Raw genomic sequence first — 14,527 nt, 5'->3', positions numbered from 1 at the left:
AAAAAGATGGATGAGGAACTATTGCCTAGAGAAAAGCTTGAGAAATATGGCCCTTCAAGTCTAACTGATGCTGAGTTAATCGCACTGATTATAAGGCATGGAGTAAAAGGAATAAATGTTTTTGAGGCCACTCAATTATTGCTAGACGAATATAAAACACTTCCTACCCTAGAACAGGCTTCTCTTAAAGAACTATCAAGTAAAAAAGGAGTTGGAAGGGTTAGCGCTATCAACTTAAAAGCTGCCCTTGAAATAGGGAAAAGATTCCATCTACAAAAATTAAGAGAAAAACAAGATAAAATTACCTCTCCCTATGAAGCATATAATATATGTCAAGATATGATTCATTTAAAAAGCGAAACAGTAAGGGCAATATTTTTAGATTCAAAATTAAACATTATTACCATAAAAAATATTAGTAATGGAACAGCAAATATGTCGATGGTACATCCACGAGATATTTTTAGAGAAGCAATAATACACAATTCAATCTCTCTTATTATAGTTCATAATCATCCTTCTGGAGATTCAACCCCTAGTATAAACGATGTCGAAATTACAAAAACAATTGCTGAATCCGGAAAAATAATAGGTATTCCAATGAACGACCATGTTATAATAGGAAAAAATGAATATTATAGTTTTTCGATGGGTAGGAGGGTAGAAATCAATGAATGAAAAACAAAACGATAAACAAGAAGATAAGTTAAAAAAAATATATCAAGTAAAAAAAGAATTAGAAAAAGAGCTTGAAAAAAAAGGAATTAAGATAACAGAAAAAGAAGAAAAAAAGGAAAAAGTCAAAGTAGTATACAAACCCGACTACGAAATCGAAAAATTAAATGTTTCAATAAATAATCTTAATAATTGGTTTGACCTAATGATTAACGATATTGATTTATCAAACCAAAAGCTTGCTTATTTTTTCGAGTTAAGATTAGCAAACAAAAGCATTCAAGAATACAATAATCAGTTTGGATTGATGCATCTTTTACGTAGTGATTACCAGAAAGCTGAAAAAATGTTTCTTATCAACTACAATAATTATGATTCTCAGGTTAATTTAGGTTTTCTAAAAATAATTAGAAAAGATGAAGATTCTTTTAATTACCTTAGTGATTTAATAGAGAAATATCCAAAAAATGGATTAAGCTATTTAACCATGAGTCTTTTCTTTCTTAGAGAAAGAAACTATGCTCAATGTTATAAATTTATTGAAGCAGCCAACAAAATATTAAATTATTCTTATATAAACATTGCTTTAAGTCTTTATGATAAAGATATACAAAAAGGCCTTTCCTTTATGTCAAAATCCTATCTTGAAGGTAAAGCTAAAAAAACACTCAATCTACTAAACTATTACATTGCAATATTGATGGAAGATACTGAAAAAGCAAGCTCAACGGCGGTTATGTTAAGAGATGGAGATACTGCATGTGAGAAGTGTGTAAGGATGTTATCGACTTCTCAAGTTGTTGAAGTTCCTTTGTATTGTATGTTATATGAGAGAGTGTTGTTTGATATTGGCAAACCTAAAACCTATTCTAACGACGATTCAGAATTATATGAGGTTTTGTTCTACAAATATTATAACGATAATGACTCACGTAATTTTAATAGTCTCTGTAAAAAAATACAATATACCTTCGATAAAATACCTATTGCCCTCATTCCTTCTATAGAACCAAAAGGCAAACCTGTTTTCAACCTGTTCTCTATTCCAAAAAATGCAATAAAAGTAAGCTTAAAAGGTCCAACATATTTTGAAAATTTAAGCACACTATTTACAGAAATGGGTAGACAGTTTGGAAAATCATTTACATTTTATTTGGATTTACCTTTTTTTGAGGCATTAAGATTAATATTTGGCTGGAGAATCTGTCAATTTTTATACTCTTAAAAAATTTGCATAATAGCATATTGAATTTATAATGGGTCTAGGGCGGAGCCCTTTCCCACTCCTCGGTACAAGTACCAAAATCAATTGTTTATTAATGTTTTTGAATTTATAATGGGTCTAGGGCGGAGCCCTTTCCCACTCCTCGGTACAAGTACCGAAAGCAATTGTTTATTAATATTTTTGAATTTATAACGGGTCTAGGGCGGAGCCCTTTCCCACCTTGGTACAAGTACCGAAATCAATTGTTTATTAATGTTTTTGAATTTATAACGGGTCTAGGGCGAAGCCCTTTCCCACCTTGGTACAAGTACCGAATTAGAAATAAAGATAATCATTTACAGGAGGCTCAAAATGGCAAAAGTTGAGAGTGGAAGAAGAAAAATAGAATGGGTTAAGAATCACATGAATGTTCTTAACTATTTAAAAGAACTTTACAAAGACGAACAGCCATTTAAAGATGTTAATGTTGCGATAAGTATTCATTTAGAAGCAAAAACTGCTTATTTAGGCATAGTATTACATGAATTAGGTGCAAACGTTTCTATAACCGGAAGCAATCCTTTATCAACACAAGACGATGTTGTTGAAGCATTAAAAGAATATGGGCTTAATGTACATGCTCAGAGAACACTTGATCAAGATATATATTGGAAAAATATAGAAAAAATTTTGGAATCTAATCCAAACATTATATTAGATGACGGTGCAGATTTAGGAATAACGCTGATGAACAAATATCCTGAAAAAGTTAAAAATTTATGGGGTATATGTGAAGAGACTACAACAGGTGTTAAACGATATAAATCATTATATAGACAAAACAAATTACCTGTTCCTGTAATTCTCATAAACGATTCATACATGAAATATCTATTTGATAACAGATATGGAACGGGACAATCGACTTGGGATGGAATTATCAGATCTACAAACCTTTCTGTAGCAGGAAAAACAGTGGTTGTAGCAGGATATGGATGGTGTGGTAAAGGGGTAGCTATGAGAGCCAAAGGATTAGGGGCAAATGTTATAGTAACAGAAGTAGACCCCATCAAGGCAATCGAAGCTATAATGGATGGTTTTTCTGTGATGAAAATGAATGATGCTGCAAGATATGGAGACTTTTTTGTTACAGTAACGGGAGATATAAACGTTATAACCAAAGAACATTTCTTAAAAATGAAGGATGGAGCTGTTCTATCTAACGCTGGACATTTCGATGTAGAAGTAAAAGTAAAAGATCTAGAAGAGATAGCTCTTTCAAAGCGTGAAGTCAGAGAAGGCGTCGAAGAATATATACTTCCGAATGGGAAAAAAGTATACTTATTAGGCAAAGGAAGATTAGTCAATCTAGTTAATGCAGATGGTCATCCTGTAGAAATAATGGATTTATCCTTTAGTTTACAATTAGAAGGCGCTAAATACATAAAAGAAAATCATGAACATATGAAAATAAATGTAGAACCTGTTCCATATGAAATTGACCAAAAGATAGCGCGAATTAAGCTCGACACTATTGGAGTAACAATTGATGAATTAACTCAAGAGCAGAAAGATTATTTAAACGATTGGAAATAAAAAATTAGAGGTGTAAAATATGAATAAGAAAATATTAATTTCAATGATTTTTGTTGTATTAGGAATAATTACTTTTACTCAAACATACACCTTCCTTTTCAGAGACGCACAATTATATTATGTACCAACTGATCAAACAACATTTCAAGTACCTAGTGGATTTGAAGTTCTATGGGTTAGTGGAGCAAATACCTGGCGTTTAGAAAAAAACTACCAGCAATTTAGTTTTAAAATAGTCTCTTTAGAAGACTATAAAAATAAACTTATACAACAAATAGATGAAAACATCTTCAAAATTGATGGAACTAACGATATATTATTTTATAACTCTCAGATTAACCATTGGTGTATAACTAACGAAAAGAACAAAGATAAAATTACTGCTGCTACTGTAAAAGTAGTCCTAGAAAAACCTAAGAACAGTAAAACATCAATCATAGCCCTAAAAACCTCAGGTACTTGGAAAACCGTTTACGAAATGAAAAAAGATGGGACCTTTAAAAAGAATGTTGAGATTGAAGGTAAAGCAGTGGGAACAACGAATCTATATCTAGTCAACGAATATTTAAATCTATCAACTCGTGATTATGTAGGAAATACAAAGGCATTAGCTCTTGGATCCGATCGTACAACGGATTTTCAATCTGTAGTTGAAGAAGCTATATTAACCCAAACTTATACTATAAATCTAGGTAGCATTAAATTTGTTAGCGATACTATGAATTTCAGTATATCAGAAAACAGAGTACTTTCATACGAAGATAGAAACGTTATAACCTTCAATTTATACACTAACCTACAAGATTTTACTAAAACGAGACTTGTAAGATACATAGAAAACACAACATACAATGGGTTAGGAATAGACTTACCATATGGTGAAGTATGGATATATGAACAGTATAACGATAAGAATTTTCCAACAAAAAAATCAAACATCTTTGATACACCCGTTGGAGACATGGTTAAAATAGATCTAGGGGAAAGTTGGGACGTTCAGTATAAGATTGAAAAATTATCTGATGTAGAGGTTAAGACCTCGGATTCTAGAATGATAGATTTTTTAATCACTATTAAAAACTTTTCTGATAAAATAAGAGTAGTGCAAATATCAGCTACCTCACCTAATATAGAGATAGACCAGATGACGATGGACGGTGGTTATAGAGGTCTTAAGGATTATTCTCAAACAGGTAAGATTGATATGAGCTTTGAGATTACAGATGAAGTAAAAATAAGAATGACTGTAAAAACAACCTTAAATTGAACTAATTATTAAATCTTGGGTGATAAAGATGGTAAACGCTGTAAATCCTGACGTTTACAATCCGTATATAGGATATAAATTAGATCCTGGAGAACCAGGATTATCAAATAGTGTTCCCGCTTCATTGAGCATATTAAGGGTCGCAGCTCATGAAGCAGGGAACATTAATCAATTTAAATCCCAGGCAATTAAAAACGGAGGAGTAGTAATCTATACAGATATAGATCTTCATTTTCAAAAAAGAGGAGGGTTTTTAGCAGCAGTAGCTGGAAAGTCTAAGGCTGTTATTTTGTATAAAAAAGAAAATGTAATTTCTAAACCTCAAGAAAACGAATTACCTATTCCAGAAAATGAACAAGAGATAGAAAATAAAATACAACAAAACGTTGAAAAAGAAATAGAAAAAATTAAAATGCAAATAATGCAAGAAACTGACCCTGAAAAAATAACAAAATTACTACAAAAACTTCAGACATTAGAACTTTTAAGAAACAACGCCTCATCGCTTAACGCTGAATTTTTCCTAGGTTTAGAATTAGACCTTTCAGCCTAGATGCTGATTACATAGTTTTTTGTAATTTTTTCTCTGCCTCTTTTAATTTGCCCTGTTCAATGAAAGATATTACCCATCTTCCTACAACACTCTTCCAAAGATAACTAGACTTGTGACCTGCTAAAATATATTTCACTTTTTTGTTTGGTAATAGTTTTATTAATTCATTTGTAGCTCGGTGAGGTATTATTTTATCAAATGTACCTTTGATAAAAAGAACAGGTTGATTAACAAATTTTGCATATGATATAGGATCATAATGATAACAAGGAATGGGTGTCTTTTGAAATATATCATCAATTGAATTAATATTATCTTTTACAAAGTCAAAAGCATTTTCTCTAAATTTTATACAATATTCTTCAGAATCACATCCATAAGCATTTTTCTGTGTGGCATATGCATCCCTAACTTTTTGAGTAAATGGAGAATAAAAGTTTATCCATCGCCAATTTCCACCTGTTATCATCAAAATACCTTTTTTAATACGTTTATCAAGTGCCAATGCCATAGTTCCAATTATTCCTCCAAAAGAAACACCCATCAAATACAAATTATCTTCAGAATAATCATCAAAAGATTCCAACAGATCAATAGTTCTTCTAACATCTTTTACCGCATTATGGAAAAGTACCACACATTCATCAGGCTCAGAAGAATAAAAAGGATCTCCATCCTGAAGACCTTTTGGTGCCCTTTCTAAATGATATGGAAAAATAACAACGCTCGTTCTATAACCAATTTTACTAAAATATCTTCCGTACCATTCAAGATAAGGAATATTATTAGGACCGATACCGTGTAAAAAGACGATATCACCTTTTATTTTTCCTTCTGGTACAAACATGTGTACTATTTGAGTTTCATTTTCTTTACATACAGGATCTTTATAAACAGTATCAAAAGTAAAAACTAAATAATCTTTTTCTTTTTTTAGACTATAATTTACAGGGATTTTTGGATAGTCAAATATATAACTCGTTTTTACCACCTCATTTTATGATAATATTAGTTACTTTAGTAAAATAACTTAAAGACGAATTGCTTTAATTCAAATTTTCAATATCCAGTCTAAATCTTACAACAATAAATTTACTTTTTATTAAAATCACTATTACAAAATACTGTTATTATATAATTAAACATACCCCATAGGGGTACTTAAAAATTTTGAGGAGGTCAATTTTATGAATGATGTAAAGGTTATTATCTATACGACTCCAACATGTCCTTGGTGCAGAAAAGCAAAAGCTTATTTAAATGAAAAAGGAGTTAACTTCAAAGAAATAGATGTATCAAAAGATCAAAAAGCCGCTGAAGAGCTTGTTAGAAAGACTCACCAAATGGGAGTACCTGTAATTCAAATTGGAAATGAGTACGTCATAGGATTTGACAAAAAAAGAATCGATAAATTATTAGGAATTAATTAAAAGAGATGTGCTTGCGCACATCTCTTTTTTGATTTTATCTTATAATTTATTCGTTGAAAACAAGAAGGCCCAAGTTACCATCTTTTCTTTCATATAACACAGAAACAGCATCATTAGTAGAATCTCTAAAAACAAAGAAAGAATGTCCTAAAAGTTGCATTTGAAGAATTGCTTCTTCAACATTCATTATTGTTAAATCATGGTGCTTGACTCTAGCAATCTTTGGTGCGACAGGTTTTTCAGAAAATTCATCTTCATCTTCATAATCTAAATTATCAGTTCTAGTTAAAACAGCTTCTTTTGGATTAACAGGAATTCCTTTATCGCTTAGATTTTTCGGGTGCAACCTTGTTTTAATTTCTCGAATTTTTCTTTCCAATGCATCTGTAACTTTATCTATAGCTTCGTATAAGTCGTTACTTCTTTCCTCAACCTTAATAATTTTACTTAACGCTTTAACGTGAGTGGTAATTTCTACTTTATATATTCCCCTTTCTTTAGTGATTCTTACATCAGCCGGCGAGACTAAATCTTTCTGTTTTTTTAATAAATGATCGGGCTTTGACATTCGTTTAGCGAGATAATTCTTGTTGGCCTCACTAAGTTCTACAGATTTTGTAAAAACTTTGTATTCCATCACTACCACCTCCATAGGCTTGAATATTATCAAACTCAACTTCGTGTATACTATGAAACAAAATGTACGAAGGTCATGAATTTTTTTACAATATAGTTGTGGGGGGATTAAAATATACCTTAATATCCTTATCAAACTTTTCAACTATAGGTAATAAAAAGTTCGTATCGTGTTGATATACCTTTAAAATAATCTGAAGCCTATAATTACCTCTTAATTTAGAAATAATAGGAGTTACTGGACCTAATAACTCTACCTGTTGTTTTTCAATAACTTTTTCTAATTCGTTTATAATATCCTGACTTATTGATTTAACCTTATCCATCTTGTTATTATTAATCATAATTAAAAATAATTTAGTAAATGGAGGATATTTATAAATACTACGTTGTTCAAGTTCTTTTTCTGCAATCAATGTATAATCATGGTTAATAGCAGCCTGATAAATTTCATTGTCAGAATCAAAAGTTTGAATTAAAACCTTTCCTTTTTCTTTTCTTCCAGATCTACCTGCTACTTGCATTATTAATGAAGCTGTACTTTCTTTTGCATTATAATCAGGAAGATGGGTGTATCTATCAGAATCTAATATAACAACTAAATCAAGATCTTTAATATCCAAACCCTTTGTTATCATCTTGGTTCCGACAATTATCTTTCGCCCCGGTTCTTTCATAAAAGAAAAGGTGTTTTTTAAATCTTCAAAACTTTTAATAACTGTTCTATCAACTCTAACTATAGGTTCAGAAGGGAATAATTTGGTTAATTCAGTTAAAACCCTTTCTGTACCATATCCTCTACTTTGAAGTTTAAAGCCACCACATCTAGGACAAAAGTTAGACAAGGGTTGCTCATTTCCACAATAATGGCAGACTAATTTTCTCTCTTTTTTATGAAATGTCAATGAAACATCACAATTTTCACATTTAAATATGTATCCGCATTCACTACATACGATATAGTTAGCATATCCTCTTGTTGGTGTGAAAACAATTACTTTCTTGTTCTTTGCTACAACATTTTTTATACTAGAAATAACCTTTTTGCTAAAAATCCAATTGTACTTTTCCTCTTTTTTCATATCAATTATTTCAACATCAGGCATTTCACTAAAATACCGTGAAGAAATAGTTTCCAAATACATTTCATCATCTTTTGCTTTTTTTATATCTACAACTCTTGGTGTGGCAGAAGACAAGATTAACTGGATGTTTTCTAATTCTTTTCTAAATAGGGCTACCTCGATTGCATCGTAAGTAACATTTTCAATTTGATAAAATGATTGATCGTGTTCTTCATCTATTATAATCATTTTTAAGTCTTTAATTGGTATCCAGACAGCACTTCTTGTCCCTATAACTATATCTATTTCTCCCTCAACTGCTTTATACCAAGTATCAACTCGTTCTGAACTAGTTAATGAGGAATGATAAAAAGCTGCCTTATATTTAGAAAATCTTTTTTTCAATCTACTCATTATTTCAGAAGTTAGAGATATTTCTGGGACTAATATTAAAAGTTTACCGCCTTTTTCTAAAACACTTTCTCCGACCTCAAAAAAAACTTCAGTTTTACCACTCCCAGTTACACCATACAACAAATGAGGTTTATCGTCATGCGTCCTGATAAAATCAACAGCAGTTTTTTGTTCATCAGTTAAGTCTACTTTTTCTTCATCACTGTTTATTAAAAAATCCTCTGTTATATTAATTATACCTTTTTTATGTAAAGTTTTCAAAACTGTCGTACCTCTATTAATAATACCTTTTTCATAAAGCTCGCTTTCAAGTGTTTCGCCGTTTATGGATAAATAATTTATGACATTTCGAGCGCCTTTTGATAGATTAAAATTCCATATTTCCGATAGATCCATACTAAGACTAACAAAATAATCTTTATTTTCTCGAATACTCCTTTTATGAAGATCTAATTTTACTACATTTGTCGACAATAATTCTTTCAATTTCTTGTTAGCAGTAGAATTATCCTTGTACAAACTTAAAAAATCCTTATAAAATATAGGTTTTTCAAAAGGTGCAAGCTCATTCAAAGGTACAATTTTTAATTTATAAACATCAGAAGAAGCAGGCGGAAAGAACAGTTTAGCAATTTCCCCCATTGGTGCAAGAAAATAATTACACACCCTTTCTAATAGTTTAATATGTGAATTGTTCAGATAACTTTTTTCATCTAAAGGAAATTCAATATCTTTTATTTTTAAAATCTCAGGTGTATTTGATTCTCTGTAAACTAACCCTTGAACAAATTTACCTCTCAAATCAATAACAACCCTTTGCCCGACTTCAAGCTTTTGTTCATACTTATAAGTGTATGGTTTGAACAGTCTTTGACCTAAGGGAACAACATCATAATAATACATTAAAAAACCTCCAAATACTACTCACTAAATAAAATATAAAAACCGTTTGCAGGAATCGATTCAATCACATTAACCTTTTCTTTTGAAAAATAATCTACATATTCCCCATCTAATTTATAATTTACATTAACTGAGGCATTTTTTGAATTCAATGCAACAATAACCTTTTCTGACTTATAGCTTCTTTCATATATAAGAACATTTCCTTTTGAATATAAAACATTATAATCACCTTGCCTAATTGCCAAACTATCTTTTCTTAATTGAATTAACGCTTGATATAAATCAAAAATATTCATATTCCACATATCTTCGTCCCAGTAAAAGGGTACTCTACAAAACGGATCTGTAGTTCCGGTCATTCCTATTTCGTCTCCATAATAGATAAGAGGAGAACCAATAAAAGTAATATGAAGAACAGCTGCTAATTTCATTTTATCCACATTTTCATCCAACGCAGTTAAGATTCTTTCAGTATCATGAGAACCTAGTAAATTCCATAGACTATGCAAGACTTGTGGAGGATATTTATCTAAATAAGCGTTAGTTGTTTTAACAAAATTATTAGCACTTCCTCCTCTTGCATATGAAATAACTGCATCTCTAAAGATATAATTCATTACAGAATCAAAGGCTGGATCTTCAAAATAAGAAGTTGCGTCACGCCAGAATTCACCTACGATGAATGTATTTTCATCTATATTTTTGAAGTTCTCATAAAGAGATGCCCAATAACTAACAGGTAGTTGATCAACCGCATCCAGTCTCCAACCATCAATTCCAAGACTCATCCATTTACCAATAACATGGTTTATATATGCCTTAACCTTAGGATTATTGTTATTTAGCTGTGGAAGATCTGCATATCCATGCCAGCCCTCATAACTTGAAGTTGACTTTCTTATAGGAAATGATTTTATATAATACCAATCTAAATATCTTGATTCTTCTTGCTTAGCAAAATTTTCTTGCATCGCAAAAAATTCTGTTCCTGTATGATTAAAAACGCCGTCTAAAATTACCTTCATATCATATTCATGAAGAATGTCTAGCATATCCAAGAAAATCTCTTCATCTCCAAAAGACGGATCTATCTTTAAATAATTCTTAGTATCGTATTTATGTGTACTAAGAGCCTCAAAAATAGGATTAAAATAAATAGCCTCGACACCTAAATACTCTAAATAGTCAACAGAATCTATTACCCCTTGAAGATCACCGCCATAAAAACTAGACCCCAATGAACTTTGATTATGTGGACCATACCAATTGTAAGTTCCTTTTGGATCATTATGTGGATCTCCATTTCTAAATCTATCAGGAAAGATTTGATAATACACCCTTCCTTTAGCCCATTCAGGCGTATCAAAATAAGGAATTATTGGTTTTGAAAAATCAAACTCAAAGAAATTCTCTGTGCCATTATAACCATAAATAATCTCTTGCGAATCATCGATGGCAAACCTGTACTTCAACACGGGAGCCTCAGTAAAGACATGAAACCTATAAATGACGTTATTTCCTGATTCTATAACCTCTTTACTTACCAATTTGGCGTTTGATTGTAAGTTAACATCTTCAATATCATTTTTTTCAAATTCAATAGCTAAATATATTTCACCAGGTTTAACTGGATTAATGTATCTTCTCTCATTTCTAAAATATATTTCTTTTACCCTACCGTCACCTGTTTTTGGAAAACTGTAAGGTTCTTTAACAACCCTAACATTGAAAACTTCTCCATTAAAGACTGTGATGTTAGAGTTTTGAAAATCAAGGATTTCTTCGCCATCAATAATATACTTGTATAGATATTCGCCAGGTTCTAAATCAATAGAATAACGCCATAACTCTCCAAAACCCCTCTCCATTTCAACTGGTTCAAAATTATTAAAACTTGCAACCAAATACACAGAAGAAGCATCCTTTGAAAGTAAAAAAGAGGAATTAATCGCAAATACAGAGCCTAAAGAAAGCAATATGAACAATAAAAAGATGAAAGAATACTTATTCATCGAAAATTCACTCCTTATTATAATTATAAATAATCTTAAACTATTGCTCTATCTTTTCAATTAGTTTTTGCGCTAGGTTCATATATGCATCAGATATTTCTGGTAAACCAAAATAAGCAACCGGTCTGCCTTTATCCATATTTTCTCTAATTGATGAGTCTAAAGGAATTTGAGCGAGAAGATCTAAATTAAATCTTTCAGAAAGACTTTTTCCTCCTCCCTCACCAAAAATAAAATGCTTGCTTTTACAATTAGGACAAATAAAGTAAGACATGTTCTCAACAATACCTAAAATATCAACGTTCATTTTCTTAACAAAATCAATAGCTCTTTCAACATCATCTTGAGAAACAACAGATGGAGAAGTAACTAATAATGCCCCACGAAGCTTAGAAATATTTTGAATTACGGTTAATGGTTCATCTCCTGTGCCTGGAGGTGCATCTACAACCAAATAATCCAAATTTCCCCAAGCAACATCACCTATAAACTGAAGTATTGCACCGGTTTTTAAAGGACCTCTCCAAATAACTGCAACATTTCCTTCATTCAAAAATTGAGATATAGAAATTACCCTGATTCCATGAACTTCTGGCGGAACTATTTCGTCTCCAACTTGAGTTAAAGGATATTCTTCTCCTCCAAGCATTCTTACCACATCAGGACCGTGTAAATCAACATCTAATAATCCAACTTTTTTTCCTAAAAGTGCCAAAGAAACAGCCAAATTGACCGCAACAGTTGTTTTACCAACCCCGCCTTTACCACTCATTACAAGGATAACGTTTTCAATATCTTCTAGTTTTTTGTTTACTTTTTCCTTTACTTCTTGAATGTTTGACATTATGAACCTCCTTAAATGATGGTGTGAATGAAATTTGTAGAGACGACCTACACGGGCGTCTCAAATGCATTTTCAATTTTAATCATTATGCTAATCAACTATTTTAACTTCATATGTAATATCTACTGAACCTCTAAAAGAAGCAATAGCTCCACAATATTTTTCTTGGGATAACTTGGCCGCTCTTTCTAATTTATCTATTGGCAAATTATCACCTTTAAATTCGTAAATAACATGGATTTTATTGTACTTTTTAGGATGATCTTCATTTCTTTCAGTTAAAACTCTCAGATTAAATTCTTCAAAGTCAACCCTCATCTTTTTAAGGATACTTACAACATCCATCCCTGTACATCCTGCCAAACCAGCAATTAAGTATTCCATAGGTCTAGGAGCAGAATCATAACCATTATTATCTACACCAGCATCTATATGGACATCATGTCCAGAAGGAGTTTTCATATAAAAATGGCTTCCATGCAAATTTTTAACTAAAAATTCTGTCATAGTAAATATCACCCTTCCTCAACATTTTTCAATTATTATCAATCGTAGAGACGACCTATACGGGCGTCTCAGATGCATTTTACAATTTCAATTATTACCAACTGTAGAGACGACCTATACGGGCGTCTCAGATACATTTTACATTTTCAATTATTATCAACTGTAGAGACGACCTATACGGGCGTCTCAGATGCATTTTACAATTTCAATTATTACCAACTGTAGAGACGACCTATACGGGCGTCTCAATGATTCGAAATATTGTAAAACCAATTACAATTTTTCTTATTTACTCATATAATTATACCATGAAGAAAAAAATTGACTAATAACCTACATTAAATTATTTTCCAACCAGGTTACAGTATCTTTTACAGTTTCTTCTAAAGGCCTAGGATTATATCCTAACTCTCTTGCAGCCTTTTCATGTGAAAATAACGTGTTTGTTTGCAATGTATGAACAGAATAAGGGGTTAATAGAAGTTTTTCTTTAGAAATAAGATTTTTTAAAAGAAGCAAAATCGACACAAAATACGCAGTATTTTTTCCTAAAATCTTAGGCTTAAAATCTTTATTTTTTATTGTATTAACCATGTTTATTAGTTCAAATACCTCTATATTTTCATTTCCTAAAATATAAAATTCTCCTTTATTGCCTTTTTCATATGCCTTAATTATCCCATCAGACACATCTCTAACATCTACAAAATCGAAGGCACCTTCTATTATAGTATTCAACTCGCCTTTGAGATAAGAGAGAAACATATTTCCCATTTCCGATGGTTTATAATCAAAAGGACCTATAATTCCTGTGGGACATATTGTGATAACGTTCAAACCAGCTTTTGCGTAATTCATTATCAACAATGCTGCTTTAGCCTTTGATTTTCCGTATGCACCTGTAGTTAATTCGGGCAAAATAGGGGTTTTTTCATCAATAACATCACCCTCTTCTTTTTCAGAAAACGCATGAACAGAACTCACATAAATCAACTTTTTATTATACTTCATGCACAAATCGGCAACATTTTTTGTTCCACCTACATTAACGTCTTCTATTGCTTTACTCTTCCAGGGCAAGATTGAAATAACTGCAGCCAAATGAAAAACAGCTTCAGATTCTTTTATATATTTTTCTAAAACATTTTTGTCTCTAATATCAGCTTTAACAATTTCGACATCCACATTGTTTAAGCTTTTACATGTGTCAGAAGGGTGAGTGTAAACAACAGGTTTTTCTCCTAAATTTATAAATTGTTTGACAAGTACATTACCTAAATGTCCCGTCCCACCAGTTATAAGAATCATAGAAAAATTCCTCCTTTATTATTGATAAATTTTTCAAATGTAGAGACGACCTACATGGGCGTCTCAAACCTAATTTTCAGTTTAATGGTTCCTGTTAAAATAATAGGGGAA

General features: G+C 31.3%; 13 protein-coding genes. 6 read left to right on the top strand and 7 right to left on the bottom strand.

Annotation, left to right across the window (positions count from 1 at the left end; genetic code table 11):
* Positions 1–6 precede the first annotated feature (6 nt).
* The 5 genes from radC to DTL3_RS08410 all read left to right on the top strand — a co-directional run bounded on the left by radC (position 7) and on the right by DTL3_RS08410 (position 5,295).
* Positions 7–678 carry a RadC family protein gene (radC, locus tag DTL3_RS08430; protein WP_045088328.1) on the top strand — a complete coding sequence of 224 codons (672 nt, stop codon included), beginning with the start codon at positions 7–9 and terminating at the stop codon, positions 676–678.
* Positions 671–1,900 (top strand): hypothetical protein, encoded by a 1,230-nt coding sequence (locus DTL3_RS08425; RefSeq protein ID WP_045088327.1) that lies wholly within the window; start codon positions 671–673, stop codon positions 1,898–1,900. The genes radC and DTL3_RS08425 overlap by 8 nt, the downstream gene beginning before the upstream one ends.
* 351 nt (positions 1,901–2,251) lie before the next feature.
* Positions 2,252–3,475, top strand: coding sequence for an adenosylhomocysteinase (locus DTL3_RS08420; RefSeq protein WP_045088326.1), 1,224 nt, complete (start codon positions 2,252–2,254; stop codon positions 3,473–3,475).
* 19 nt (positions 3,476–3,494) lie between these two features.
* A complete protein-coding gene (locus DTL3_RS08415; RefSeq protein ID WP_045088325.1) occupies positions 3,495–4,742 on the top strand; it encodes a hypothetical protein in 1,248 nt (415 codons plus the stop codon).
* Between the two features lie 28 nt (positions 4,743–4,770).
* Positions 4,771–5,295 (top strand): hypothetical protein, encoded by a 525-nt coding sequence (locus DTL3_RS08410; protein WP_045088324.1) that lies wholly within the window; start codon positions 4,771–4,773, stop codon positions 5,293–5,295.
* 7 nt (positions 5,296–5,302) lie between these two features.
* On the opposite strand, the gene DTL3_RS08405 is transcribed toward DTL3_RS08410, so the two are convergent.
* On the bottom strand, positions 5,303–6,286 hold the full coding sequence (locus DTL3_RS08405; RefSeq protein WP_231854011.1) for an alpha/beta hydrolase: 984 nt from the start codon (positions 6,284–6,286) through the stop codon (positions 5,303–5,305).
* Positions 6,287–6,482: 196 nt separating this feature from the next.
* On the opposite strand from DTL3_RS08405, the gene DTL3_RS08400 reads away from it, so the two are divergent.
* Positions 6,483–6,725 carry a glutaredoxin family protein gene (locus DTL3_RS08400; RefSeq protein WP_045088323.1) on the top strand — a complete coding sequence of 81 codons (243 nt, stop codon included), beginning with the start codon at positions 6,483–6,485 and terminating at the stop codon, positions 6,723–6,725.
* A gap of 46 nt (positions 6,726–6,771) precedes the next feature.
* Here DTL3_RS08400 and hpf read toward each other — a convergent pair whose 3' ends face one another.
* The 6 genes from hpf to DTL3_RS08370 all read right to left on the bottom strand — a co-directional run bounded on the left by hpf (position 6,772) and on the right by DTL3_RS08370 (position 14,416).
* Positions 6,772–7,362: a ribosome hibernation-promoting factor, HPF/YfiA family gene (gene hpf, locus DTL3_RS08395; protein ID WP_045088322.1), complete on the bottom strand. Its 591-nt coding sequence runs from the start codon at positions 7,360–7,362 to the stop codon at positions 6,772–6,774.
* 85 nt (positions 7,363–7,447) lie between these two features.
* Positions 7,448–9,742, bottom strand: coding sequence for a replication restart helicase PriA (gene priA, locus DTL3_RS08390; protein ID WP_045088321.1), 2,295 nt, complete (start codon positions 9,740–9,742; stop codon positions 7,448–7,450).
* A gap of 17 nt (positions 9,743–9,759) precedes the next feature.
* Positions 9,760–11,757, bottom strand: a complete 1,998-nt coding sequence (locus DTL3_RS08385; RefSeq protein WP_045088320.1) for an alpha-amylase family glycosyl hydrolase — start codon at positions 11,755–11,757, stop codon at positions 9,760–9,762.
* Positions 11,758–11,797: 40 nt separating this feature from the next.
* Positions 11,798–12,601, bottom strand: coding sequence for an Mrp/NBP35 family ATP-binding protein (locus DTL3_RS08380; protein ID WP_045088319.1), 804 nt, complete (start codon positions 12,599–12,601; stop codon positions 11,798–11,800).
* Between the two features lie 90 nt (positions 12,602–12,691).
* Positions 12,692–13,108 (bottom strand): OsmC family protein, encoded by a 417-nt coding sequence (locus DTL3_RS08375; protein ID WP_045088318.1) that lies wholly within the window; start codon positions 13,106–13,108, stop codon positions 12,692–12,694.
* A gap of 333 nt (positions 13,109–13,441) precedes the next feature.
* Positions 13,442–14,416 (bottom strand): NAD-dependent epimerase/dehydratase family protein, encoded by a 975-nt coding sequence (locus DTL3_RS08370; RefSeq protein WP_045088317.1) that lies wholly within the window; start codon positions 14,414–14,416, stop codon positions 13,442–13,444.
* Positions 14,417–14,527: the final 111 nt, after the last annotated feature.

This window comes from Defluviitoga tunisiensis (assembly GCF_000953715.1).
GTDB lineage: Bacteria > Thermotogota > Thermotogae > Petrotogales > Petrotogaceae > Defluviitoga > Defluviitoga tunisiensis.
This window is presented reverse-complemented; position numbering and strand designations above follow the sequence as displayed.

Bases quoted from the DNA above. Each gene is read 5' to 3' on its own strand.
- DTL3_RS08425 (WP_045088327.1), top strand. From the start codon at position 671: ATGAATGAAAAACAAAACGATAAACAAGAAGATAAGTTAAAAAAAATA.
- DTL3_RS08410 (WP_045088324.1), top strand. From the start codon at position 4,771: ATGGTAAACGCTGTAAATCCTGACGTTTACAATCCGTATATAGGATAT.
- hpf (WP_045088322.1), bottom strand. From the start codon at position 7,362: ATGGAATACAAAGTTTTTACAAAATCTGTAGAACTTAGTGAGGCCAAC.
- DTL3_RS08385 (WP_045088320.1), bottom strand. From the start codon at position 11,757: ATGAATAAGTATTCTTTCATCTTTTTATTGTTCATATTGCTTTCTTTA.
- radC (WP_045088328.1), top strand. From the start codon at position 7: ATGGATGAGGAACTATTGCCTAGAGAAAAGCTTGAGAAATATGGCCCT.
- DTL3_RS08415 (WP_045088325.1), top strand. From the start codon at position 3,495: ATGAATAAGAAAATATTAATTTCAATGATTTTTGTTGTATTAGGAATA.
- DTL3_RS08370 (WP_045088317.1), bottom strand. From the start codon at position 14,416: ATGATTCTTATAACTGGTGGGACGGGACATTTAGGTAATGTACTTGTC.
- DTL3_RS08375 (WP_045088318.1), bottom strand. From the start codon at position 13,108: ATGACAGAATTTTTAGTTAAAAATTTGCATGGAAGCCATTTTTATATG.
- DTL3_RS08400 (WP_045088323.1), top strand. From the start codon at position 6,483: ATGAATGATGTAAAGGTTATTATCTATACGACTCCAACATGTCCTTGG.
- priA (WP_045088321.1), bottom strand. From the start codon at position 9,742: ATGTATTATTATGATGTTGTTCCCTTAGGTCAAAGACTGTTCAAACCA.
- DTL3_RS08420 (WP_045088326.1), top strand. From the start codon at position 2,252: ATGGCAAAAGTTGAGAGTGGAAGAAGAAAAATAGAATGGGTTAAGAAT.
- DTL3_RS08380 (WP_045088319.1), bottom strand. From the start codon at position 12,601: ATGTCAAACATTCAAGAAGTAAAGGAAAAAGTAAACAAAAAACTAGAA.